We start from the raw sequence: 25,036 nt of genomic DNA on the forward strand, positions 1-25,036 counted from the left end.
AACTCCTTGTAAGAAAGTTTAATTATGAGGCATATCATCTTCTCTTCGAGTGTGACCAGCCAAATAATAAAATAGAATCGATAGAGGTGTATTTATTGAGGAAGCTAATAAACATCATGCTAAATAAAATTACAAGAAGGAAAAGAGTTTCATTGTATTATCATCCTGGAATTTATAAATTTTTCTTTCCTTATGCATCATTTTATAATGCGCCCGATGATAATGGGTATGTTTCTATACATACATGTCAAATTGAATTATATATTGGTCAAGAAATTGATTTGAAGGAAGGCTATATTGCAACTGTAGTAATTTGTGCGGATAATGGAGGTATAGGAATTACTAATTTTTTTGAATCGATTGCAACTAAAGTTCGTTTATCTTTTTTTGACGTTATCTTTCATGAAAAAATGAATGAGAAGACAAATTCTATTTTGCATAATATTAGATGGCTTCAGTTCCATTCAAGAGAATACTCTCCATCGTTGTTTCCAAGTGATGACTGGATGGATGTCAAAATGGAATGGGATGAAAAATCAAGAAGGTATCATAGTCCATCCTGGAAAATCTATAGCGGTTACTATAGTAATAGTAAAGTAGAGGTATCTACGGTTGTAGGAAAAATATATAAAGCAGAATTGTCTTTAAGTGATTTCCCTACCCTTGGTAATTTTGTATATGTGCTTGTTATTGAATGCTATAAAGAAGTAAACCAATCAATTGTAGTTCCAATATATTATTACCCTGAGAGTAGTATGAGAAATGTATTTCCGTTGATTGAAATTGGAGAGAATCAATACGGAATTAAAGCTAATTTTATTTTTAGATTTGATAAGTTAAGAAATGTGAATCAACAATTCTTTAAAGAGGAAATCGGTTTGATTTCTAAACGAAAGCTGAACGAAGTAATGAATTTTTGGAAAACACTTAATACTAGTCAAAAGGAAATAGTGGGTTTTGTTCCTTACAGAAAAAAAATGGTGAAAGGTAAAAACGTTGAAATGGAAGAAAACAGAATATACGAGTTTAAAAGCGTAACTTCAAAAAATCCTGTAAAAGCAATATCTGATTCAGCAGAAGATTACATATGCGCTTATTTAAACAGCAACGGTGGTAAACTTTTTTACGGGATCGATGATAATGGTAAAGTGAGCGGTGTTTATTTAACAAAGGAAGATAAAGATTCACTCAGACAACAAATTAATGTCAAAGTAGCCCAAATCGAGCCACATATTGACCCTACTTCGGTTGTATTTTATTTCCATAATGTCGAGGATCGCAATTATATTCAGTTAGAAGATCAATATGTAGTAGAAATTATAGTCCCTCCTTCTTATGAGAAGCAGCTATATTTTACTGGTAGTAATAAAGCGTGGATAAAAAACGATGGAGCGAAACAACAATTACGGAGCACAGCACTAGTAGATTATATAAAAAAGAACATACTATAAATGTTCTTTTTTTATAATTATATGAGAGATAGGAAAGGTAGGCTTCTCGCTAGCCCTTTATGAAACGATAAAAATTATTTGATTTTGTTATTTCAGTATTACTCATTTTTTTATGCAAAATTAAGTCATAGTTATGAGAAAAAGCAAATACTTTTAGAAATCAGAAAGGTGGAGGTGGGGAGACAAAACTTCTTCACGGACGGAGGCGCAATAAGGCTATCAGAATAATTAAAGTAAGAATTTTGTATTCCCTATTTTTAGGAAGAAGCGGTCTAAGGGGAAGCAATCAGCCAATCAACATAGTTAATTCATTATAATTGATATGAGTTTCTAAGTTTTTCTACAAAATAATGTAATCTCTTTTAGTTAATCAGTTGCTTCCCCAAGCAGATATCACAAAGAAACCTCTAACGACTTCGTATTACAACCACTTCATAATTTTGAACAAGATTATATTGACCTTCTAAACATACATGAAAGACTGATTTGGCTGATGTCCAAACTCAATGTTTACAACCAGGCTATTTATTTACGAATAATATTTTTTAACCACATAGGTTTATATCGGTGTTTTTTATTTTAATTCGATCCTCGCATTAAATGGATTATTTTTTATCTTACAATTTGGATTAGATGAAATTATTAGTATACAGCATCGGGGCACCGATAATCGCATTAAAAGCGACTGCTCATGTCTAGCATTAACAAGACATGACGCAGTTTAGACCCAACAGAGAGGTGGATGTATGAGCCGGTTGCTTGATGTATTGGAAGAGGAACGGCGCAAGCTTAATCAGCTTGGTGAGGCATCCTTGAAGCAAGCGATTCCGTTGTGGGAGAACCCTGAGGTTCAGGAACAGAGCCGAAGGGTGGACGAACTGGTGGCACGAGTTAGTGAGATGAAGGCAAGATATAGCCGAGTTGCACGATGATGTGAGGTACATAATGCGTAGGGGAGGAGAAGCTATGGATTTTCCACGGTGGATGCAACGAGCGATTCAAGCAAGGCTGGATGAGGTGACTGCCCGGATTGAACATGATCCTGAACTGAGTCGAGTACGTGGGGGAACAGACGAAGCATTTGAAGTTTTGTTTGCAGGTAAGGATGTCGAGTAAACACCTGAATATACTGAGTGGGAGAATCGTTATATTGTCAGCAAAGGCAAAGAAAATGAGAGGTTGTATATGCAGGGACTACGAGATGGTATTCAGCTCACAGTATCCTTGCTGGGTCAGTCGATGTCAGAGGGGACCGATAGAGAGGCTTGATCGATTAATGCGAACCTATAAGTCAGGGGAAGCTACCTAGATCTTAACTTAAAAACTGGAGCGGAAGCGTGAATCTAGCGCTTCCGCTCCAGTTTTAATGCTCTACTTTTCCAAATTCTAAATTAAGGAAAGGAAGGCGTTAATGATGTGTTAAGCTTAAAGAAACAAGGGTAGAAGCGAGGTATGGTTATTATGAAAAAAAGATCTAAATACTTAATCGTGCTTTTTTTGTTTATTGCGATTGTGTTAATTTTTCTTTTTTTAAATACCAACAAAAATGAAGCCAATGAGCCAGTGGTTAATGGCAATATCATTCACGTCAAAAACTTTGATCTGGATGCCAAATCAACGAATTTAAAGACAATGACACAAGGATCGATATTCGTTGAGAGTGAGAAGCAGCATATTGATCATATCAAAATAGTAGCACATGTAGAGATTGACCCCGCTGACTGGGGTGGTGTTGCATTCTATATCCCTGATCAATGGAGTGTCTCCTGCATTACCAGCAGTTATCCTGAACATCAATCGAAGTTGAAGCCTGCTGAGTTTGTATCCACCTGGATGGATTCTTCTGATGACTCTTCATGGCGCACAATGATTGAAATTGGGAGAGAACGAAATTACATAGCAAATGGCGGAGGTACTGGAACGATTGTGATCGAATTAAGTCCAGATAAAAAGGGTGAGTCCCCCTCTGAGTCATTAAAAGTTGGTATTGAGGTCGGGTCAGAAGATAAAGCTGGAAAAAGAGTTATGGGTACAGATTCTGTTGAAGTTCATGTATTTTAAAGTGCCGGGTTAACTAGATATAGAAAACAAGCCGAAGCGGTGGCAATGCACGCTTCGGCTTGTTTTTTTATTCTTTTATTGTGGCCCTTGTTACTTCTTCAATCCTTACTTCGCACTTACCGATTTAAACCATTCATTCACTTCTTGTGTGATCTGATCTCCGCCATTGGATTTCCAGTTGGCGACGAATTGGTCAAAGGCATCAATTGGCAAATTGCCGTAGATGATTTTGTTGAAGGTTTCCATCTCGGACTGGCGGAGCAGGTTCCATTTGGATACCATGGTTGGTGTTGCAGCGCCAGTAGAGTAGTTTTGTTTACGGACGTCGATCTGGGACATAACGACTTTACCTGCATACCAGTTTTCCGGTTTACGGAATTCGGCCACTTGTTTCTCATAAGGCGTTTCAGGCTTCTCGCCGTTCGCTAGCTTCACGAGTTTTTTTATGTACAAATCTGGAATACACGCCGGGCTCGTCAGGAACGGGAATTCATTGGAGAAGTCTTTGATCTTCTCTTTGTCACGCTTACCTAGTTATTGCTATGAGGGCAAGCTTAATCTGCTAGAGAAAGCCGTTTTGCTCCTGTGTTGGCCAGAGGGAGAAGGTTTCGATCTCAAGCATATGTACGCTTTTCTGAGTACAGAGATTTCCTGAGTAATGAAGAAATATTGAGCTGTTCTAACCAACGTCAGGCTATTGAAACTATTATAGTAAGGGAAAGTTCAGGTTGCCATGGATTGTTACCAGGTCGCTCGGCTCAGGCTATTACTTGACCCTGCTTTTTTGTTTACTGCGCTGTATTGTGCGAGTCGTAGCCACAGAATCTTGATCGAGGGAATGTATGACTACCGCATTTAGAAAAAGCCCCTCGTGATTGAATATATACTAGAACCAAGGTCAGCGAGGGGCGACAGTAGACCAAATTAAAAATGATGTTTAGATTCGAATAGGGATATTGTTAGCTTTTTTAACTTACAAATATATGAATTTTTTCGGTAAATACATCTATACAGTTGTATTGATTATTAACAAATGATAGTTCGATTGGATTAATACTATATACCTAATAGGAAAATATTCCTTATATTAGGTTGACTTTAGGAAAAATAATACATATAATTATAATATATTGAATTAGGAGGGAAAAAATGAAAAAAATATTATCGCGATTTTCAAGTCTACTTCTTATTGGGGCATTAATTTTACCTACCGGTGCATATGCCTCATCTAGTAATGATTCTATTGCAGAAAAACCAGAAGTAGAAGGCGAAATTGTTCAAGCCTATCGCGTAACTGAGAATGGGCTGGTTGAGCTTAATAAAGAAGAAATTCAAGCTTATAAAGCTTTGGAAGAAGCAAATGGTAACGCTCAATTGAATACAGATAAATCTCTTGAGTATGCCTCTTCGGGTAACAATGAAATTGTGACACCAAATGCGATTAATGAATACTATTGGAGATATACACAATCTACATTCAAACCTGCCGTGCCTATGACTTCTCTTACAAAACGTATTTCCACATATGTGTACAACGAAACTCTAGATAATGCTGATAGAACAATTTCTTCTTCTACCAGTCAGACATGGTCAGCAAATTTCGGACTATCGTTCCAGCATAAGAAAGCTGTGACAACAACTCTAGGTGGTAGCTGGTCCAAAACCACTAATTTTTCTGACGTCACAAAAACTACAGTAAGACCTAAGCATAAGAGTTGGGCAGAATTTACGCCGATTATGGATAAATCTTTTGGTTACTTAAACGAAATTTATTCATTTAATGGATCAGTAAGAACAAGTAAATACACTGAGATATACACAGCAAGAGAGCTAGGAAGTGGTCAAGCTGACGGAATCTTAGTATTCAAAACCGCCCCATATTAAAAAATAAAGAAGAAAGGTTATCCTGTTAGATCGGATAACCTTCTTCCTTTATTTTGGGGTATAGAATTAAGTAAGGAAATAAAATCGAATCTTTAACTCTACTGAAAAAATTAGAGTATTTACTTTTCTTTTCTAACCTCACTAATAATGATGTATATAACTCCGATGATTAAAGAAAGTATACTTAGCACTAAGAGAACATCATGCCCGTTCAACCGACTTAATGCTATATTTAATGGCGAATCTGCATAATTTACTACACCACTTGTTACAATAAAATATCTTGACACATATAATATAGTGGCTATAAAACAAAATGAAACTCCAGCCGCTCTTCTATTCATTAATTAAGCTCCTTTAATAAAATTGTAAAAATATCTATATCTGTTTAAATATACTCTGCGATAGGTGCTTTTGCAACCTTGAAAATAATCTTGGGTGCTTTTATGTAACAAAGATGTATCTTCAAATTGATTAAGGTAATACATAGGTGATTATATAAAATGAGTGCATGTTTCAAAATTCAAGAGAGACAATTGCGGATAATTCAAGGATTGTTTTCCCCAGAATGAAAACCAAAGGAGTATGTTCCCAGTGGGTAATTGAATCATGTTAAAACAGATGAACCGGAGGCTGAAATTTTGATCTTATAAATGAAGGATGAGCCTGTTGCTTTGAATAAGGAGCTTTAAACAAGAAAATACAGAATAAGAGGCTGTCATTGCGAGGTTTGCGGGAAAGCACTCAGCTCACCTTATCCTTGCTGAGCCATTCGATGTGGTCAGAAGGCGAAGGCCGAATACAAAAAAGTTTAGTGATTTTGAACGAAACGAAAACAAGCAGAAGCGATAGAATTAAACGCTTCTGCTTGTTTTATTTTGTCTCTTACTTCCCACTTACCGACTTAAACCAATCATTCACTTCTTGCGTGATCTGGTCTCCGCCATTGGATTTCCAGTTGGCGACGAATTGGTCAAAGGCATCAATTGGCAGATTGCCGTAGATGATTTTGTTGAAGGTTTCCATCTCGGACTGGCGGAGCAGGTTCCATTTGGATACCATGGTTGGTGTTGCAGCGCCAGTAAAGTAGTTTTGTTTACGGACGTCGATCTGGGACATCACGACTTTACCTGCATACCAGTTTTCCGGTTTACGGAATTCGGCCATTTGTTTCTCGTAAGGTGTTTCAGGCTTCTCGCCGTTGGCCAGCTTCACGAGTGTTTTCATGTACAGATCCGGGATACGTGCTGGGCCGGTCAGGAAAGGGAATTCGTTGGAGAAGTCTTTGATCTTCTCTTTGTCACTGGTCGGTTGTCCGTCAATGATATCCCAGTCGTAACCTTTGGCGAAGCCGTATTCATACTCACTGCCCGCTTTCGGGTTCGCAAGGTTATCCAGCAGGTAGTTGTAGTACAGGAAGATGGCTTCTGGATGCTTCGCATCCTTGTTAATCATGATACTTGCGTTGACACCAGAGTTCTGCCACTTCGTACCGATCTTGCCGTCTGGGCCAGCTGGAACAGGGTAAGCTTTATACTTTGAGCCAGGTACGTTCTTCAGCAGGTCAGGTGCAGGCCAGTCTGGTACCCAGTTTGCGCCAGGCAGAATGCCCGCTTTGCCAGCTGTCCAGCTTTCAGCGGATTTACCTTCATCCCACAGAGCGGAGTCAGCGTGGATATAACCTTTATCCATCCATTCAGCCAGCTTGGCAAGGGCTTGTTTCGCACCCGGGTTAACGGAGCCGTACTCAAGGTTGCCGTTTGCGTCTTTGTTCCATTGTTCCTCGATTGTGCCGTATGCACCGAACAACCAGTCGAGCTGACCCATCCAGGTGTTGGTGTTATTTTTCAGCGAGATCGCCAGCGGGAATACTTTGTCTGGAGACAGACCGTCCGGGTTCTCGTTTTTGAATTTGTCCATGATGTTCTCAAGGTCTGCTATGGTTTTCGGAGCTTCCAGGTTCAGCTTCTCCATCCAGTCCTCGCGGAGCCAGAGCAGCGTATCGTCGTTATCGGTGTACTCCATGATCGGCATGTTGTATTTCTTGCCGTCCTTGGTGAACGGATACCACAGTTCAGGATGTGCTGCTGCGTGATCTTTCAGGGTCTGACTCGCGTACTTGTCGAACAACTCATCGATCGCGATGAATTGACCGGAGTCGATCAGCTGATTGGTCAATACCGCATTGGTCGGCACGGTTACAAAATCAGGCAGCTTCTCGCCAGAGGCGATAGCCAATTGAAGCTTTTGTCTGTATTGATCGTCATTGGCCGGATACCAGGTATCTTTATGCTTCATACCCAGCGTTTCGAGCATCCAGCGATCGTGCACGTTATTTTCTTTGGTATCTCCTTGCACGTATTTCTTCGGCATTAATACCGAACTGAACTCGATGGGTGGGTCATATTTTCCTTTAGCAAAAGCAGCTTCTGCTTCAGCTGAGCCGACAGTTCCCGGCGTATTATTTCCATTGTCACTGCCTGTCTCGCCACTGCCGCACGCAGTGATCGTGATGAGCGCGATAACCATGAGCAGCGACCACCATGTTTTTTTGAATTTGATCATTGTTCAATCCCCCTACGGTGTATGATCTTTACATTGTAACTGTACCAATTTGTGCGGGAGTGCATCTATATGAGTTTGTTAGTTTCCATAGGACTCTATTAGTGAATGTTCAAAAAGATCGATTTTCAGTCATGTTATTTATGCTGGTCGCGATACTCCTGCGGTGTAACGCCGAACTGGCGCTTGAACACTTTGATAAAATAAGCCGGGTCCATATAGCCAATCTCCATGCTGATTTCGTACACTTTTTTGGTGGTCGTGACCAGCTTGTGGCAGGCCCGATCCATACGCAGGCGCGAGATATAATCACTGATGCCTTCGCCCGTTTCGATCTTATAGATCTTGGACAAATGGGTCGGGTGCAGATTGACATGGTCGGCTAGTACACGCAAAGATACATCCAGATGCAGGTTTTTATCTGTAAAATCCTGAATCTTCTTCACATACTCGGAACGGATGTCCTTGATCTCGTTGGACGCGCCTTCCTTGAGTTTGCCAAGCACACTAAGTGACCATCTTCGCAGTTTGCTGATGGTAGCGAAAACTTCCCCACTTTGCAAATCCTCGACATCATTGCCCATTAAAGTGGTCAGAGTCAGCTTGTTCCGGTGGGCGATGTTAGTGAACGAAGCCGTAATGAGAAAACCAGCCTCCATGCAATGCTCCCATGATTCCGACCATTTCTCATCAAGCTCAGCGCAGACCGCGCGTATTTTCTCTTCCGCTGCATCCCATTGTCCGCTCTCTAGCAAACTAATGAAAGTGGGCGGGGTGTACAGTACATCCAAGGGACCTTGTGCCGCAGGTGTCTCGACATCGCTGACACGCATGACAAATTCGCGTTCGTCGCCGACGATCTGCCGGAAATAGGCGGAAGCCTGACGGAAGCGATCGTAAAGCTGATCCGGAAAGGTGAACCACTCGGTGATAACGATGGAGAGGGAGCCTTTCAGAAACTGTTTTACTTTGGATTGGAGCTGAATCGATAGCTTCTCCAGCATGGTTTCTTTGCCAATATCGCCTTTCCGATCTTTCAACTGAAGCAAAAACACGAGATATCCGTGCTCCTCCTTGACGCCCCACACTTCAATAAACTCACCCATAATCTCTTCCGCCATATTGATGATTGCATATTCGATCAGTGTCTGATCATTGCTGTCATAGTGTCCGAATTCTTCTTCCAAACGAACCAACATTAATGCGGCATCCCCGGTATGAAAGGGCAGAGCGTAATTAGCGAGCTTCCGATCCCATTCGGCAGCGGCGATTCGCTGTCCCTGCAAAGCCCCTAGGAGCAGTCTTCCCCGCAAATGGGGGAGATTCTCTCGCAACGTAAACTGGGTTCGTGTCAGTGAACTGACCATTTCCCATTCGTTGTTCAATTGATCAATGGCTTTCTGGACAGCGCCCATTAATTCCTCGTCTGTCGGGGGCTTGAGCAGATAGTCTACGGCTTCAAACTGGATGGCTTTTTTGGCGTAATCAAATTCGGAATACCCGGATAACAGGATACATTTTATTTTTTTGTCCCGGATGCGGATGCGTTCAATCAGTTCTATGCCTGTCATTTCAGGCATCTGAATGTCCGAGATCACGATATCGATGGGGTGGGTGTCGATCATTTGTAGTGCTTCGTGTGCTGAGTATGCTTTATGCACATGTTCGATCCCCAGCGTGTGCCAGGGCTTGGTCATGGACAGGTTATCGACCCAATGTGCTTCATCGTCTACGATCATCATTTGCATTATAATGTCTCCCTTGGTGGTTGAACTAAGGCATATTTACACTTGCCACTTCGATGACAGAACAACCTTCCGATCGCTGTTACCCCCAGATTTATTGAATGAATTTAATAATGTGTAAATCTGGTGATAGCTTATGCTTCCGATGTAGCTTTCTTTCAGAAAGCTTTCAGGCGAGCACTCCGTTTCTTCAGGTTATTTCTGCCCTCTGCGTTATCGTGTACGTGATCTTGTTCAAAATTAAATCGTCAATTTATTGTTTGTATTAACTTAAATTCGTATCGGTATTACCTTTATCGGAATCTGTATCCTCTTTTGGTATCTCCCAGATGATTTCGGTTCGGAATCCGCCAAGTGGGGATGGGCCGAATAGGAGGTAGGAGTGACTGCCGAACAGGTGCGTGATTCGTTGGTGCGTATTCCAAAGGCCGCAGCCCATTTCTTCTTGTAAAGGTTCCTGCATCTTCAAGTTCAGTGCTTCGTATTTTTCTGGGCTTAAGCCCGGACCATCGTCGTCGATGTATATTCTGCCAAAACCGTTCAAGCGCTCCCCGGTAATTCGGATTTCCCCGGATGAATAGGACTTCGCCACGCCGTGAATCACGGAATTCTCAACCATCGGTTGAAGCATTAATCGTGGCACCGACTGGGAGAGCATATCCTCAGGGATATCGATGTGATACTCAATACGACCATTGCGCAGCTTCTGGATATCCAGATAGTTGATCAGCAGCTTGATCTCTTCTTGTAGCGACGACGTCTCCCGTTCCATACGGGTGGTGTAGCGATAATACGCACTTAGGTTATGCGCCATGGAGACCACGGCTTGCTCGTCCTTCATCTGGGCCATGTTGATGATATAACCTAGACAATTATATAGGAAATGCGGATTGATCTGCGCTTGTAATTGTTTCAGCGTAGCTTCCTTGGCTCTAATTTTCTCATGGAATACATTTTCGATCAGATCCTGAATCTGATGGGACATATCGTTGAATCGGCGGAACAGGAATGAGAACTCATTCTGGTTTTTGCTATACAGTCGGACAGAATAATCTCCTTGCTCTACACGGCGTAAGCCTTTGATCAGCTTTTTGATCGGATATTGCACATTCCGGTACAGCAGGATTGACGCCGAGATACCCACCACCAGCAGCAAAATCATACAGGTGTAGAACAGATTCTGACTCAGCGAGATAGGTTTCAAAATCTGATACAGTGGAATCACGTCAACCAGATGCCAATCCAGATAAGTGGACTTCACGGAACTAACCAGATAGTTCTTACCGTTCAGCTCTACGACATCCTGTGTAGTATCTTCCGGAGAATGCGCGTCCAGATACTGAATGAGTTCTGCGGATAATTGCTTGTCCGCGCTGCGATTGAGAATGGGTGAATTTCCTTTGTGATACAAGAAAGGATCGCCTTGTCCGCCCGCTTTATACGTATCCAGCATATTTTGAATGTTCTCATAACTGAAGCTGGCTTCAATCACCAGATTACTTCCCGTGAGCATCCCCGGCTGCGCCAAGGAATCGGTATAGAACCAATAGAAGGAATTTAGTTCATCCTCTGATGCGGCTCCCTGATCCCCATAGGTCCATCGTCCACTCATATTTTTTTTCAAATACTCTTCATCATACCCTGTCGTTTGATTGTAGTTGGCGATGACATCCTTATTCTGCTGTGAATGCACCGCATATCGGGTGGGCCATATATCCGTAACGCCGGTTTGCAGCGTCATCTTCTCTTGTATCACATAACGGGTCTGCATCCGGTCATACCGATCATCCCACATGTTGAGGCCGTTGAATGCTCTGACATTGGGGTCTCGGGAGAGAATCAGGCTGAAATCCATCATCTGGTTGATGCGGGAGTCGATCTGACTGGACAGAAACGTAAGTTGTTTCGTGTTGGAGATCTGCAGTTCTTTGCTGACGACATCATAGGTGACGTTATTCGAGTAGGTGTACATGATTAGAATGGGGATGAACAAGACCACAATTAACAAGTTTATTTTGGCAAAAAGACTGAATGGGGATCTGGTTTTACCTTGAAAAGGCATTAAGCGCTTCCATATATACATGAAAAGTCTCCTTCTAATTCGTGTGTAAACAACCTCTTCTGATGATACCCTAACAAAACACTATCAACCCTAACAATGTTATATAGCAGACCTCAGAATGGCTTGATACTATTTATATCAGAGAACCCGATCACACACAAAAACTTTTTTTGGGAACAGGAGAAGCGCTATGGAGGCTAAATTGGAGGGTAAGCGGATCCCGCAGGCAAACGTTGGGAACAAGCTGGATAAAAAGAGAAAAAAACGCTACAAACAGCCATGGATTCTGCACTTTATGGTGTTGCCGGCGGCCATTATGGTCTTTATATTTTCATACATTCCGATGTCCGGGATTTTGATGGCATTTCAAGATTATAAACCTGCACTGGGATTTTTCAATTCCGAATGGGTAGGACTGAAACACTTCAGGTACATGTGGGAAAATGATTATTTCCTGCAAATTACGTGGAACACGTTATTTTTTGCCTGCACGAAGATTGTCATGAATCTGATCATTCCGTTTGTCTTCGCCTTATTGCTAAACGAGGTACGGAAGATGGCGCTGAAAAGAACGATTCAAACGCTCGTGTATCTTCCTCACTTTCTGTCCTGGGTTACGCTATCAGGCATTCTGATCGACATTCTGGCCCAGACGGGTATTGTCAATCAGTTCCTGGTTTCGGTATTCGGCATCAAACCGATCTTCTTCCTGGGGGATGGCAGCTGGTTCCGATTCACAATTATTGCGAGTGATGTCTGGAAAGAGTTTGGATTCAACACAATCATCTTCCTCGCGGCACTGTCTGGCATTAACCCTGCACTTTATGAAGCAGCTGAAGTAGATGGGGCAGGACGCTGGAAGCAAACGATGTATATTACCATCCCGGCACTGATTCCCATTGGGATCGTAATCGCAACCTTGGCACTGGGTAATGTGCTTAACGCCAACTTTGACCAGATCTTTAACTTATATAGTCCGTTGATTTATCAACAAGGAGATATTATCGATACGTTTGTGTACAGAGAAGGTCTGCTTAGTGGGCAGTTCAGTTTCGCTACCGCTGTGAATCTGTTCAAATCGGTCATCAGCCTGATCCTGATTGTGATCTCGTACCGACTGGCTTACCGATTCGCCGGATATCGAATTTTCTAGAAAGGATGACAAACGAATGTACCATAAAACGATGCCTTACCGCATATTCAGCATATTCAACAATGTGTTACTGACCATCCTTTCACTGCTCTGCTTGCTGCCTTTGTATCACTTGCTCATGGTATCACTTAGCGCATCTGCACCTGCAAATGCTGGTCTCGTAACGTTCTGGCCGATTGGATTTACACTGGAGGCGTATGCCAAGACGTTTGCCAATACCAACTTCCTCTCTTCCTTATGGGTATCTGTGGAGCGGACGGTACTTGGTACTGGACTTGCGTTAATCGTTAATACGATTGCAGCCTATGCACTTTCCAAAGAGACGCGGGTGTTCCGCGCACGTAACATCTATCTATGGTATTTTGTCATCACGATGCTGTTCAGCGGTGGCCTCATTCCGGGGTACATCCTGATTCTGAAGCTGGGACTGATGAATACATTGCTGGCCTTGATCCTGCCAGGATTGGTTGCGGTGTTTAACATTATCTTGCTGCTGAATTTCTTCCGTACCGTTCCGAAGGATCTGGAGGAAGCTGCATTTATCGATGGCGCAGGTCACTTTAAGACGTTTATCAAAATCTATCTGCCTGTCTCGGTACCCGTTATTGCAACGGTTTCTCTCTTCATGATGGTTGGGCATTGGAACGCATACTTTGACGGGATCATCTACATCCGTGATGCGGAAAAACTGCCACTCGCGACATTCATGCAGACAATCATCGTGCAGGCTGATATGTCGAAGCTTGATCCAGAAGCGGTGAAGAACCTGTCCCAACGGACGATTCGTGCTTCGCAGATCTTTATCAGCGCGCTGCCGATCCTGCTCGTGTACCCGTTCCTGCAACGGTACTTTGTTACTGGGATCGTGGTTGGTGCTGTTAAGGAGTAGTTGAATGTAGGGAATGAATAGGGTTTTGAAAAAGGAGTCACTGAACTGGGGAAGGCCAGGGAGGGGGCTTCTTTTTGTGTATGGATAAAGAACGTTGCATATATGTAGTGTATTACCTTTATTTGAATAAAATGGTACGATGATAGCTGATTGAAAGTTATTTTTATTATTCATATAAGAGGGTGTGTACGAAGTGAAAAAAATGATAATCGTTACTCTTGCTTTGTCGTTAGTAAGCGCTTCTCTTGCTTTTGCAGCGACAAGCGCACCACAGAAGATAAGTATATTTTTGAATGGAAAAGAACTAAAGACCAGGGCAGGGACAGAAGTCAAAATAATTGACAATCATGCTTATATCCCGGCCAGTGTTCTTCGTGATGCAAGATTTGCGGTAGAGTATAAGAATTCCAAGCTTAATCTAGTGAATAGTTATTCTCATTACACTAAAAATTTAATAGAGATGCATCTTTCCAATCATGAATTTACAAGCAAATTCAACAAGATCGAGCAAGAAGTGGTTGATGTTCTTAGTAAAGTGATATTAGAAGAGCAAGTTGACATCTCCAGATTACAACAGTTAATAAAGGAAGCCGAATTTAAGGGCTGGATCCGTCCAGAGGTGTTTACTCCAGTACAAGACTATAATTCCTTTGATTTTTCTGATGCGGGTTATAGTGTGGAGGCATATAAAAAAGCAAGTATTGAGTTAATAGCCTATGTTCATACCGGGGACAAGGAAAGATTAAAGTCTTTCCACGAAGAGAGAAAAAAGGCGCTTGAGTATTACGATTCTTACACATATATGTATGATCGTATTTTTAAATTGAGCTATATTAGTGCAACAAAATAGAATGAAAATAGTAATGATGATGAGTGCGGGAGGGAATTCAAAATGGAATTTAGAGGAATAACTTGGGATAATTTTATCGAATGTATTGAACTTAAAGTCACTCCAGACCAACAAAGATTCATATCCTCGAACCAACATGCACTTGCTGAAGCGTACGTTGCCTCAGATGAGGGGCAGATTATTATTACTTTTGCAGTCTATAAGGAAGACAATATGGTAGGTTTTATTTCGATGTACTATGATGACGGGGATGGCAATTTTGAATATAGCAGTTATGGCATCTTCAAGATGATGATTGACCAGCGATACCAAGGTAAGGGATATGGTAAAGAAATGGTAGTAAAAGCAATTGAGTATGCGAGGACATTTCCACGTGGAAAAGCCAAAGTTGTAGAACTCACCTACAAACCTGAAAATGTAGTTGCGAAGAAAATTTATGACTCTCTTGGTTTTATTCAAACAGGTGAAATGTTGGCATGTGGTGAAGTGCAGGCGGTATTAACTTTGTAATTGTCCGTTACAGCTTCAATCCTGCTCTTTCTTCATGAAATTTACACCTTGATTTGGGCTATTCAAATCACCTATTTCCGAATCGGGCGAATTCCAAATTGAGAGAGGATGAATACGATGATGGATCAAAACTTGAAACAAGCAATAGTCAGGGGAGAAACTTCGCTAGGCATTGAATTTGGATCCACACGAATCAAAGCTGTACTTATTGATCACCATTTTAATACCATCTGTTCCAGCAGTTATGAGTGGGAAAATCAATTGATTGGCGGTTACTGGACTTACCCTATGGATGAAATGATTCATGGGTTGCAACAAACCTATCATCAATTAAAGCAAGTGATTGAAACAAATTATGGTGTAACGATACAAAAAATTGGCTCAATCGGATGTTCTGCTATGATGCAGGGTTACATTGCACTTGATCAAACAGGGGAGTTATTGGTTCCGTTTCGTACATGGCGTAATGCCACAACGGGTAAGGCTGCATCAGAGCTAACCGAGAAATTCCAGTTTAAAATTCCAGAGCGCTGGAGCATCGCACATTTGTATCAAGCGATTTTGAACGGAGAAGAGCATGTTACGAACATCAATTATATTACGACGTTATCGGGTTACATACATCGGCTGTTAACTGGCAGTAAAGCTATTGGTATAGGGGATGCCTCAGGTATGTTCCCAATTGATGAATCCAGACTGGAATACCATGAAGATATGTTGAAGAAGTTTGACGATATAATTGCCGACAAAGGCTACACGTGGAATCTTAAAGATATTTTACCTAAAGTGTACACTGCCGGTGAACATGCCGGATATCTTAGTGAAGCTGGTGCCCGACTGTTAGATCCATCAGGTAATCTGGAATCCAATATTCCACTTTGCCCTCCGGAAGGCGATGCTGGAACAGGCATGGTTGCTACGAATAGCGTCCAAAAACGTACGGGTAACATTTCCGTAGGTACATCGATTTTTGCCATGATTGTATTAGATAAAAACCTATCTACGGTATACCCTGAGATTGACATCGTGACTACACCTGATGGCAATCCTGTGGCTATGGTTCTTGCGAATAACTGCTCCAGCGATATTAATGCCTGGGTCGACTTGTTCCGTGAGTTTTATGAGGCGATGGGACAGAAGCCCGATATGAACCAGTTATTCAGTGTGTTGTTCAATGAAGCACTGAAAGCTGACGCTGATGGCGGTGGTTTACTGAGCTATGGCTACTATTCAGGCGAGAACATTACAGGAATTGCAAAAGGTCGTCCGTTGTTCGTACGTTCTCCAGAGAGCCGCTTCAACCTGGCAAACTTTATGAGAGTCCATCTGTTTGCTGCGTTTGCTGCACTAAGGCTCGGGCTGGATATTCTCACACAGAAGGAGCACGTAACGATTGAGCACATTTGGGCGCATGGCGGATTGTTCAAAACCCCACGAGTCGCTCAAAAAATGTGCGCATCCGCACTGAATATTCCCGTGTCGGTCATGTCTACCGCTGGTGAAGGTGGCGCATGGGGAATGGCTATTTTGGCTTCCTACATGGTTAATAAGCAGCAGCACGAGGGTTTGGCGGAGTACCTTACTACCAAGGTGTTTATTGATGCAGAAGGACAAGAGGTTTCTCCAAATAGCACGGATGTGAATGGATTTGCCTTGTTCATGGAGCGTTACACGGAAGGACTGGCCATTGAGCAGTCAGCAGTAGATCATTTCGTGGAAAATGGGAAGGAAGCCTGATATGTAATCATATTTCTTGAACAGAGGAAATTGGAACGAAGCCCGTTGCCTACACTATGATGCCCTGTTATAATTTCGATATATCTATCGTATTGGGGGTTATGACGTGGCAATATGGATGATGCCGGATTGCTCGTTCGCTAGAAAGCCTTACGCAAAGCCTGAATAGGGGCGGACTTTGTGTAGGGCGCGACAAAATGAGATTGTTGCCCTGGAATCAATATCAACATAATGTTACATCCCGCAGGCTTTGCACCTTATTTGTTCTTCCAATAAAAATAAGGGGCTGAACGCCATGCAAACACCATTTATTCAGAATCATCAATTCAATTATATTCAAAAACAAGCTGATTTCCTGCTTAAAACGCTACGCTCGGTTGTGGATCCCAAAGTATTGGAAACCGTCCGTTATACGGTCGGCACAAATGCGGTGAGCATCTTCGATGAACTCACTTCGGAGCAGAAGCAACTGCTGGAGCAGTTATCCACGTATGAGACAACACATGAATTGCAGACGTATCTGAACGGGCTGGAATCATATTTGATTCCATATCCGCAAATATCAGCGAAGCAGATTCAGAAGTTGTTTCCAAAGGCCAAGAAGCTTAAAGTGCCCGATCTCGAATCCATCGATTACGCACGTACTACCTATCTGAGATGGACTGACATTGCGACGAGCCGTTTGTTCATCGTGTACCCGTACGAAGGCAGATTCCTCGGTATTGAGGGACGGATTACACCCACGAACAAAAAGGGGTACTGCATGTTCTGTCATCGTCATCAGGAGCTCGGATTCTTCAACGTGAAGACCAAGGCTCATTCGCCGGATAACTTTTCTTCCATTGCCCAGTACGTATGCATGGATAACACAGCTTGCAACCATAGTATTACCGATATCACTATGCTGGAGAAGTTTCTTCTCTCGACAGTAAAATAATGCAAGACACACAGGCAGGGTCGCTCTTCGGAGCGACTTTTTGCCGTGTTCAAGTATAGTAATCCGCTATTGAACGTACCACTAAACTTCAGAATTCATATTAGGGTCACACCTTTTTTCTCATACGATCATGGAGTCGGAATATCGTTGACATAGTTCAGTCCCAAGTGATGTGCATGGTTCAGCAGTGCCTCATAATGCTCAGGCTTGGATTCCAACGTTTCATATAAAAACTCAACCCTCGATTGGGACACGCCGCAGTAATCGGCAATCCCCACATTGAGCAGGTTGGCGATCGATTGACCATAGTTGCGCTTATACATCTGTTCTTCCGTCACACCCGAAAGAGAGATCCACAAGATTTGCTTATGAGAGAGCTTGTTCGCGCCGTAGGCAAATCCGTTGTTCATGACACGATCCACATAACCTTTCAACATGGCTGGCAGATGCCACCACCAGAGAGGAAACACAAAAGCCACAGCATCGTGTTTCTTCAACCGCTCCATCTCCGTCTCAACCTCAGGCGAGAACACCTGATTTTCTTGGGTATAGTCTGGTTCATCCATCTCTCGGAGAATTGGGTCGAAGCCAATCCCATGCAAATCCAATATCTCATAACCGTGACCAGCATCGGTAAGACCCTGTGCAAAACGTTGAGCTACCTGAAAGGTCAAGGAGTCTTTTCTTGGGTGGGATACTACAACGAGTACGTTCATCTTATCTTTCACTACCTTTCTGGATTGCAGTCTTGTAGCCATAAATCAGTGGCTGATGCTATTATAAACAGGTATGAAAACATCTGGAAGTACGCACTTTGATGTTCTATAGGAAGAATGAAGTGCCATAGGAACATTAAAGTACCCTAAATGGATGGTTCGAAATGGGCTTGAATAATAGAAAGAAGAGTAGCAAAAAGTTTATATTTTCACTTGGGATACAGCCTATTTATGGAGGGGTTCAGAATGACAGAACATAGAGAAACGAGTGCTCCAAAAAAATATAAAGTAGGCGTGGAAGCGGCCTTGGAAGTAATGGGTGGGAAGTGGAAGCCGTTGATTATTTATCATTTGATGACCGGACGGAAACGCACGTCGGAGCTTCGGCGGTTAATACCGGACATTACGCAGAAGATGCTGACAACGCAGCTCAGAGGACTTGAAAAGGATGAGATCATACAGCGCAAGGTATATTCGGAGGTGCCTCCCAAAGTGGAATATGAGTTGACGGACTACGGCTGGGGACTCAAGCCTGCCCTGGACCATTTGTGTTATTGGGGAGAAGAGCATCTGGATAAAATCCACGGAGATAAGTTTAAAGTTTTGGAGGACTTCGATTCTGAAGAGAAGGGGGCGAGAAATTGAATGGTGCGGAGCACGTGAAACAGGTAGTCCCTATTCGTTGTGAAGGCGTGGCTGTAGTTCTGTTGAAGAAAAGCCTCGATCAATACCGTGTACTGATGCTAAAGCGGGCTGGTCGTATGTTGCATAACGAGTGGTGTTATGTTGGCGGCGGGATAGAAAAGGGCGAGAAGGCATGGGAAGCTGCACTCAGAGAAGTTCATGAGGAAACAGGTATTACGGAAGTCCGGTTGTATTCTGCCAATCAATTCGAACAATATTATTCACCCATGGGGGAGTATATCTATATTGCTCCCGTATTCGTAGGATATGTGGATGAAAGCCAGGTTGTCCGGTTAAATCATGAACATACCGAGTACCAATGGATGACGTTTGACGAAGCTAAAGAAAATGCGGCATTGCCTGGGATTGATAACATTTTGGATTTTGTTGAAAAGCATTTTGCCAGAAAAGCCCCTTCCGAGTGGCTTCGGATTAATGAAGAGAATAATTAGGAGGTGGAACTCATCACATACAAGACGATTTATCCAAGAGCATGGTTGAGCCTATTATGTATGTTGGTCATTGAAGCTATGTTTTTCAGAAATATTATTTATGATGAAAATGGTATTATGAAGTACTTCCTGATCGTTATATTGACCTTTATTCTCGGTTATATCGTTTTTCTGCTCTGGCGTTTGTTTTTCACTAAACCCAGTATTACGCTGGAAAGCGATCATGTGATTTCTATGAAACATCAGAGATATGATGCATCTCAGATTGAGTGTATTTATATGAATTACAGACGGATTGGCATCAAACTCTATGGTAAACGGTTAGTACCGATGGATCTATGTTTTTACTTTCAACGAGGTCAGGAATCCGCAGGCGTAGAAGCTGTGCATGAATGGGCGGCGCGAAACAACAAAGAGATCAAACATAAATTGTTTCAAACCGTGGGGTAGAACAGTGTTTGTGAATATAAGGAATCGTTAGGGCTGAAGATTTTGGAGGAGTAGCGATGCAAACAATAGAGCAGTTTCTAACGAGTGGTGAGCACTTATGTGATGATCCAGATGGGGAATTCCCGGAAACAGAGGAGTCTGATGCAGGAGTTCGTATCGTCACTAATTAAAGCGTTCTACGCTTCAATAGCAAAGTAGATTTAGATTCCTAAAAATTAGCAGGAGAGATGCATATGAGATATCGAACGAAAGAATGGTATGAGCTGTGTCAGCGGACAGGGCTTCATTTTGGGATGAGGGTACATAGAGGAACTTACGAATTGGACGAAGCACTTTTCCTGCGACGTTATAAAAGAAAAGAAAAAGAGTATGTAGAGTTTCAGCGTGAAATGTACAATATAGATCCTCGTTTTTTGCTGAAGCAAAATGGCCATGTTTTTGTACCTGCCGAAAAGTTTCTTAGTGGGAATGAGATATCGGAAGACGATAAAAGAGTATACCAGATGCCTGCTGAAGAAAGAGAGCGGATCGAGAAATTAATCGCGGATTATGATGTGAGGCCTCCTTTTGACGAGCTACAGCATAGAATTGCATTTAAAGAGATGCAGGAATGGGATTACAAACACCAGAAAGAACGATTACCAAAGGAAATATATGAGCAAATTGCGGATATCCGTGTATTTACGTTGGGTTATTGCACGAGAGAAGTTATGCTCCAGCTGAAGAAACAGAGTGCAGAAAATAGGAGAGAGATGGAGCGTGTATCGAATGAATACAGGGAAGCCATTCTAGCGCAGGATATTCCCGATGAAATCCGTAGTCGGGTTCAATTTCATGATTGTACAGTGATGGAACTACTGACGGGAGATGAAGTGGTCATTCGTTTTGACACCCGTGGGGGCTTCACCAATATAAATAAACTCACGCTCGTTGCGCCGGAAATCCTTAAGCAAGATGGTGAGATTGTAGGCAGTTACTGGCTGTATCAAGAGCTGTATCGGATCGATAACGGATATGAGCTTCATGTTCTATTTGATGGAGAGAATATGCCTGAGTTGATTGTTCGCTGTGCTGATATTCTCGTAGAGGAAGAATGAGAGAGACCAAGAGAGACCAAGAGGATGATTACGGAGGAAATATAGTGAAAATTAGCACGATAGAAACCAAGTTAGCTTCAAGATACGACGAGTTCGATCCTGAACAGGATGGGAATAAAAATACGAAATTTGCTGACATTATGATTGATGGTACATCGCTCTATCAAAGGCTGAAAAAACATGATTTGGTACCTTGTCTCGGATGGGGAAGCGATGAATATCAAAGGCTTCTTATTGATTATTTTTTACTTAAGAAACCACATGAAGCCATGTATTATAGATATCCCATTTTAGTGTGTCCCTGGTGTGGGGATGAGGAGTGTGGATTTATTTCTGTAAAGATTGATAGGGAAGATGATGTTGTGATCTGGAGAGATTTCATATTGAACGACAAGAAACTACAGGTAGGCCCGTTTTATTTTGGTTGGGAAAATTATAAACAGGCCATCGAAAATACTTTTGGTACGGCAGGAATTCAGTAAGGAAAAAAAGGGGGATGGAGAAAATAGAGATGGAATGGACCACCAGTACGTTTGGTTATTTATCTACTCCCGTATTTGTCGTGGGCTTTGCATGTTACTTCTTTCCTGATTTTCTATACAAAATATTTGTCCTGATGAGATATCGAGAAATTAAACCGAATTACGAGTTTGAAGATAACCCACCTAATAGTGATATCCCTAAACATATCGAAATAATATTAAAAGTACTAGGCACCATAATGGTTATATTAGGGATGATATGGTTTTGGTTTTCAGAAGAGTTTTATAACATATTATTTTGACAGCAAGGAGTTGAACACCATTTTTGAATTTATCTGGACTTTAGTGATCTCAATTATAAGTTTAATTGTCGTTCTTGTCTTTGCAGCAATTGTACGTTATGCGATAGATTCATCCAAGACATCGAAAAAGCTGGATGTATTAATCAAAGAAGTGCACTATCTGAAAACTGAAATTAAAAAATTGCAACACCATAAGCAGCAAGATGGTAGCAAGCATATTATCGATGAGAAAGTATAGATGAACACCTTGAAATTTTTCTGAGAAAGGAACAGACCATGATGAAACCACAGGGGAACGTACAAGCTGTTTTTATAGACAGAGATGGAACTATCGGTGGTACAGGTCATTTTATTCATCCGAGAGATTTCAGATTATACCCCAATGCTCAAGAAGCAATTATGCTTTTGAAACGAGAAGGAATTATGGTACTGGCTTTTACGAATCAATATCGAATCTCACGTGGAGAAGCAAGTGTTGAGGATTTTGAAGAGCAATTTCGTGAGTATGGATTCGATCACTCCTATATATGTCCGCATGAGCAAGAATGCAGTTGTAGAAAGCCTAAACCCGGAATGTTATTACAGGCATCAGAGGAACACGGTCTGGATTTATCCAAATGCATAGTAATTGGAGATGTAGGAGATACAGACATGCTTGCTGCCCATGCCGTAGGAGCGACCAAGATCATGGTGCGAACAGGCTGGGGGGAATCTTCATTAACCAAATTCAGAGACAAATGGATGGAGACCGAACCTGATTATATCGCAGAAGATATTTGGGATGCCGTACAATGGATCATTCATGGAAGAGAATTCAGTAATTAAAAGACAGGAGGTAACTGTGTATGGGCATGTCAGACTATTACAAAAACCTGAGGGAAAAGATCGGCAACGAGCTTGTTTTTATGCCGGGTGTAGCTGGGATTATCCGAAATGAACAAGGGGAGATTCTGTTCGGTCGTAAACATAACGAATCAACCTGGGGGCTGATTGCTGGAGCAATTGAGCTTGGTGAAATACCGGCGCAAGCGATGGTAAGAGAGGCACTGGAAGAGACAGGTCTAGTTGTTGAACCCGAGAAGATTATCGGGGTATACGGGGGTGAAGCAAGACGGTTTACATACAGTAATGGTCATCAGGTTGAATATTTGACTATCGTATTTGAATGCAGGATCAAATACGGGCAACTCACGCCCGATAATGAAGAGATGAAGGATCTGCAGTTTTTCCCCGAGGATCAGCTTCCACCCATGGCAAACCAGTATCCAGATTATATTTTTAGTTCCAATCAAGAAGAACGGGCCCATTTTGAAAGATAACCCAACCCACTGTGCAGCTGGAATTTATACTCACCTTATCTTCGACAAATGAATTCAGATCCTAGTTATTATGAGGAGAACCATATGTTAATTAATCCAACGATTAATGAGATCAATAACTTATTCAAGATGCATCATATCAACGAAGAAATATCTGGAATTCAAAGTTTGTCAGGTACCACAGCTGGACGTGTTTATCGGTTGAGTACAAGTCTGAATAAGCACTATATTTTGAAATCAGATGAACCCGAACAGATTCACATCGCCCAGCAGTTTTTGGATACGTATAAGAATTCTTCGTTACTGCCTGAAGTTTTGTTGACTGATCCGGATAACACTTATTTCATTTATACGTATATGGAAGGTACGACCTATTTCAACCGGGGCCAGAAAAGAGACTGGTTAACTCGTCTGGTGAAAGAGTTATTCAATACATATGTGCGTTCTACAGATACCAAATCATGGGGCAGAATAGAGTTCCCACAGAGGACATGGAAAGAATTCAATCAGATTAGTATTCATGAAGCAAAGATGAATATCGGAAGTGTTTTAACAACAGATGATTATAATCTGGTTCAATCCAAAGTGGATCACCTGTTTCATGAGGTAGGAGAGAAGTTTCTTTTACATGGCGATACGGGGGTTCATAATTTTGTATATGATCAAAATGAACTCATCGGCGTTATTGACCCATCTCCAATGGTTGGACCTATCCTCTATGATTTCTTGTATGCTTTTAGCTCTTCGCCGGATGATATCAACACCGAAACATTATTTGCTACGTTCGAACTTTTAGAGCAAGTAGATATGGATAAATCCAGATTGATAGAGGAAGCTCTGGTCCATCTATATTGCCGAATTGGGCTGAGCAATAAGCATCACCCTGATGATCTGCCTGAGTATTTGAAGGCATGGCAGGAATGGAAGCGATTATGTCAGGAACTTTGAACTAACAAACTTTTTACAGCTATCGCAAATGCCTTAGTTCAGACTATACAAGAAAGGAGAGATATCACAAGTTGGATAACAAAAGGTTTTTGAATCGTCCGAATTCTTGGACGACCTCCGAGATGCTTCATGGCGACTTACTTGCCAGTAAAGAACTTATCTATGACAAGTGTGGCTTTATCTGCTCACAACCATATGAAGAAGCACAAAATGCTGAATATGGTGCATATGTGTTCACCTTAAATGCTCTCTCCATTCGATTTCGCGTCGCCAAAACCACGCCAACCAAGATCGGACAATTTGTTACCCTATGGCAGCGGAGTGAGGATGGAACGACACAGCCATATGATGTATCAGATCCAGCAGATATGTATGTCATTAGTACGCGCGCAGGTAGCCACTTTGGGCAATTTGTATTTCCGAAGAATGTATTGTTACAGCGAGATATCATATCGGATCAAGGCAAAGGTGGCAAGCGTGCAATTCGTTTATATCCGCCTTGGGACAAGCCAATAAGTAAACAGGCTGTAAAAACGCAGCAATGGCAGCTGGAATACTTCTTGAAAGTATCTTTTACCGAACCGTTGAACTGTGATCAAGCTCGGGTACTTTATGATAAACCATTATAATCACCTATGATTTAGGAGTGTGGTCATGATCGTATTAACGTCAGCAATCGTATTCACCTTCCTGATCCTAATCGTTATTCTCTTTCAAGTTGCTTTAGTGGTAGGTGTACCGTGGG

At 42.0% G+C, this 25,036-nt stretch carries 27 protein-coding genes; 21 read left to right on the forward strand and 6 right to left on the reverse strand.

The annotated features are described in order from the left end of the window. Positions 1 to 116: 116 nt before the first annotated feature. From MHI48_RS08005 to MHI48_RS08020, 4 genes are all read left to right on the forward strand, one after another. On the forward strand, positions 117 to 1,451 hold the full coding sequence (locus MHI48_RS08005) for a helix-turn-helix domain-containing protein (RefSeq protein ID WP_076327185.1): 1,335 nt from the start codon (positions 117 to 119) through the stop codon (positions 1,449 to 1,451). 746 nt (positions 1,452 to 2,197) lie between these two features. Further along, entirely contained in the window at positions 2,198 to 2,383 is a 186-nt protein-coding gene (locus MHI48_RS08010; RefSeq protein WP_076327184.1) for a hypothetical protein, read from the forward strand. Positions 2,384 to 2,417: 34 nt separating this feature from the next. Continuing rightward, positions 2,418 to 2,567 carry a hypothetical protein gene (locus MHI48_RS08015; protein WP_179086429.1) on the forward strand — a complete coding sequence of 50 codons (150 nt, stop codon included), beginning with the start codon at positions 2,418 to 2,420 and terminating at the stop codon, positions 2,565 to 2,567. 345 nt (positions 2,568 to 2,912) lie between these two features. Then, on the forward strand, positions 2,913 to 3,512 hold the full coding sequence (locus MHI48_RS08020; RefSeq protein ID WP_076327183.1) for a hypothetical protein: 600 nt from the start codon (positions 2,913 to 2,915) through the stop codon (positions 3,510 to 3,512). A 105-nt stretch (positions 3,513 to 3,617) separates the two neighbouring features. Here MHI48_RS08020 and MHI48_RS08025 read toward each other — a convergent pair whose 3' ends face one another. Then, entirely contained in the window at positions 3,618 to 3,947 is a 330-nt protein-coding gene (locus MHI48_RS08025) for a hypothetical protein (protein ID WP_405143653.1), read from the reverse strand. Positions 3,948 to 4,661: 714 nt separating this feature from the next. On the opposite strand from MHI48_RS08025, the gene MHI48_RS08030 reads away from it, so the two are divergent. Beyond that, positions 4,662 to 5,396, forward strand: a complete 735-nt coding sequence (locus MHI48_RS08030; protein WP_076327181.1) for a hypothetical protein — start codon at positions 4,662 to 4,664, stop codon at positions 5,394 to 5,396. Between the two features lie 119 nt (positions 5,397 to 5,515). Here MHI48_RS08030 and MHI48_RS08035 read toward each other — a convergent pair whose 3' ends face one another. From MHI48_RS08035 to MHI48_RS08050, 4 genes are all read right to left on the reverse strand, one after another. Next, the gene (locus MHI48_RS08035) at positions 5,516 to 5,740 is read right to left on the reverse strand and encodes a hypothetical protein (RefSeq protein WP_076327180.1); all 225 of its coding nucleotides are present in this window, start codon (positions 5,738 to 5,740) and stop codon (positions 5,516 to 5,518) included. Between the two features lie 541 nt (positions 5,741 to 6,281). Continuing rightward, a complete protein-coding gene (locus tag MHI48_RS08040) occupies positions 6,282 to 7,961 on the reverse strand; it encodes an ABC transporter substrate-binding protein (protein WP_076327179.1) in 1,680 nt (559 codons plus the stop codon). A gap of 134 nt (positions 7,962 to 8,095) precedes the next feature. Beyond that, complete coding sequence (locus MHI48_RS08045; RefSeq protein WP_076327178.1) at positions 8,096 to 9,706, reverse strand: response regulator; 1,611 nt, start codon at positions 9,704 to 9,706, stop codon at positions 8,096 to 8,098. Positions 9,707 to 9,968: 262 nt separating this feature from the next. Beyond that, positions 9,969 to 11,786, reverse strand: a complete 1,818-nt coding sequence (locus MHI48_RS08050; RefSeq protein WP_076327177.1) for a sensor histidine kinase — start codon at positions 11,784 to 11,786, stop codon at positions 9,969 to 9,971. A 169-nt stretch (positions 11,787 to 11,955) separates the two neighbouring features. On the opposite strand from MHI48_RS08050, the gene MHI48_RS08055 reads away from it, so the two are divergent. The 6 genes from MHI48_RS08055 to MHI48_RS08080 all read left to right on the forward strand — a co-directional run bounded on the left by MHI48_RS08055 (position 11,956) and on the right by MHI48_RS08080 (position 17,841). Beyond that, complete coding sequence (locus MHI48_RS08055; protein WP_370739087.1) at positions 11,956 to 12,918, forward strand: ABC transporter permease; 963 nt, start codon at positions 11,956 to 11,958, stop codon at positions 12,916 to 12,918. 16 nt (positions 12,919 to 12,934) lie between these two features. Then, complete coding sequence (locus tag MHI48_RS08060; protein WP_017689839.1) at positions 12,935 to 13,807, forward strand: carbohydrate ABC transporter permease; 873 nt, start codon at positions 12,935 to 12,937, stop codon at positions 13,805 to 13,807. A gap of 193 nt (positions 13,808 to 14,000) precedes the next feature. Continuing rightward, the gene (locus MHI48_RS08065; protein ID WP_076327176.1) at positions 14,001 to 14,657 is read left to right on the forward strand and encodes a hypothetical protein; all 657 of its coding nucleotides are present in this window, start codon (positions 14,001 to 14,003) and stop codon (positions 14,655 to 14,657) included. 42 nt (positions 14,658 to 14,699) lie between these two features. Further along, positions 14,700 to 15,167: a GNAT family N-acetyltransferase gene (locus MHI48_RS08070; protein ID WP_076327175.1), complete on the forward strand. Its 468-nt coding sequence runs from the start codon at positions 14,700 to 14,702 to the stop codon at positions 15,165 to 15,167. 120 nt (positions 15,168 to 15,287) lie between these two features. Continuing rightward, positions 15,288 to 16,904, forward strand: coding sequence for a xylulokinase (locus MHI48_RS08075; protein WP_076327403.1), 1,617 nt, complete (start codon positions 15,288 to 15,290; stop codon positions 16,902 to 16,904). Positions 16,905 to 17,199: 295 nt separating this feature from the next. Continuing rightward, positions 17,200 to 17,841 (forward strand): FusB/FusC family EF-G-binding protein, encoded by a 642-nt coding sequence (locus MHI48_RS08080; protein WP_076327174.1) that lies wholly within the window; start codon positions 17,200 to 17,202, stop codon positions 17,839 to 17,841. A 128-nt stretch (positions 17,842 to 17,969) separates the two neighbouring features. Here MHI48_RS08080 and MHI48_RS08085 read toward each other — a convergent pair whose 3' ends face one another. Next, entirely contained in the window at positions 17,970 to 18,557 is a 588-nt protein-coding gene (locus MHI48_RS08085) for an NAD(P)H oxidoreductase (protein ID WP_076327173.1), read from the reverse strand. Positions 18,558 to 18,803: 246 nt separating this feature from the next. Between MHI48_RS08085 and MHI48_RS08090 the strand changes: the two genes are divergently transcribed. The 10 genes from MHI48_RS08090 to MHI48_RS08135 all read left to right on the forward strand — a co-directional run bounded on the left by MHI48_RS08090 (position 18,804) and on the right by MHI48_RS08135 (position 24,920). Beyond that, positions 18,804 to 19,202, forward strand: coding sequence for a helix-turn-helix domain-containing protein (locus tag MHI48_RS08090; RefSeq protein ID WP_076318203.1), 399 nt, complete (start codon positions 18,804 to 18,806; stop codon positions 19,200 to 19,202). Beyond that, positions 19,199 to 19,693, forward strand: coding sequence for an NUDIX pyrophosphatase (locus MHI48_RS08095; protein ID WP_083677306.1), 495 nt, complete (start codon positions 19,199 to 19,201; stop codon positions 19,691 to 19,693). Before MHI48_RS08090 ends, MHI48_RS08095 begins: the two co-directional genes overlap by 4 nt. A 60-nt stretch (positions 19,694 to 19,753) precedes the next feature. After that, a complete protein-coding gene (locus tag MHI48_RS08100) occupies positions 19,754 to 20,143 on the forward strand; it encodes a hypothetical protein (RefSeq protein WP_143781377.1) in 390 nt (129 codons plus the stop codon). 233 nt (positions 20,144 to 20,376) lie between these two features. Then, the gene (locus MHI48_RS08105; protein WP_076327171.1) at positions 20,377 to 21,240 is read left to right on the forward strand and encodes a DUF4085 family protein; all 864 of its coding nucleotides are present in this window, start codon (positions 20,377 to 20,379) and stop codon (positions 21,238 to 21,240) included. Positions 21,241 to 21,281: 41 nt separating this feature from the next. Further along, positions 21,282 to 21,722: an oxidoreductase gene (locus MHI48_RS08110; protein ID WP_143781394.1), complete on the forward strand. Its 441-nt coding sequence runs from the start codon at positions 21,282 to 21,284 to the stop codon at positions 21,720 to 21,722. Positions 21,723 to 21,736: 14 nt separating this feature from the next. Next, complete coding sequence (locus MHI48_RS08115; RefSeq protein ID WP_076327169.1) at positions 21,737 to 22,024, forward strand: hypothetical protein; 288 nt, start codon at positions 21,737 to 21,739, stop codon at positions 22,022 to 22,024. Between the two features lie 276 nt (positions 22,025 to 22,300). Then, positions 22,301 to 22,849, forward strand: coding sequence for an HAD-IIIA family hydrolase (locus MHI48_RS08120; protein ID WP_076327167.1), 549 nt, complete (start codon positions 22,301 to 22,303; stop codon positions 22,847 to 22,849). 20 nt (positions 22,850 to 22,869) lie between these two features. Next, positions 22,870 to 23,343 (forward strand): NUDIX domain-containing protein, encoded by a 474-nt coding sequence (locus tag MHI48_RS08125; protein ID WP_076327166.1) that lies wholly within the window; start codon positions 22,870 to 22,872, stop codon positions 23,341 to 23,343. 48 nt (positions 23,344 to 23,391) lie between these two features. Continuing rightward, entirely contained in the window at positions 23,392 to 24,291 is a 900-nt protein-coding gene (locus tag MHI48_RS08130; protein ID WP_405143661.1) for a phosphotransferase, read from the forward strand. 71 nt (positions 24,292 to 24,362) lie between these two features. Further along, the gene (locus MHI48_RS08135; protein ID WP_245837974.1) at positions 24,363 to 24,920 is read left to right on the forward strand and encodes a MepB family protein; all 558 of its coding nucleotides are present in this window, start codon (positions 24,363 to 24,365) and stop codon (positions 24,918 to 24,920) included. Positions 24,921 to 25,036: the final 116 nt, after the last annotated feature.

The organism is Paenibacillus sp. FSL H7-0942 (assembly GCF_045040715.1).
GTDB lineage: Bacteria > Bacillota > Bacilli > Paenibacillales > Paenibacillaceae > Paenibacillus > Paenibacillus amylolyticus.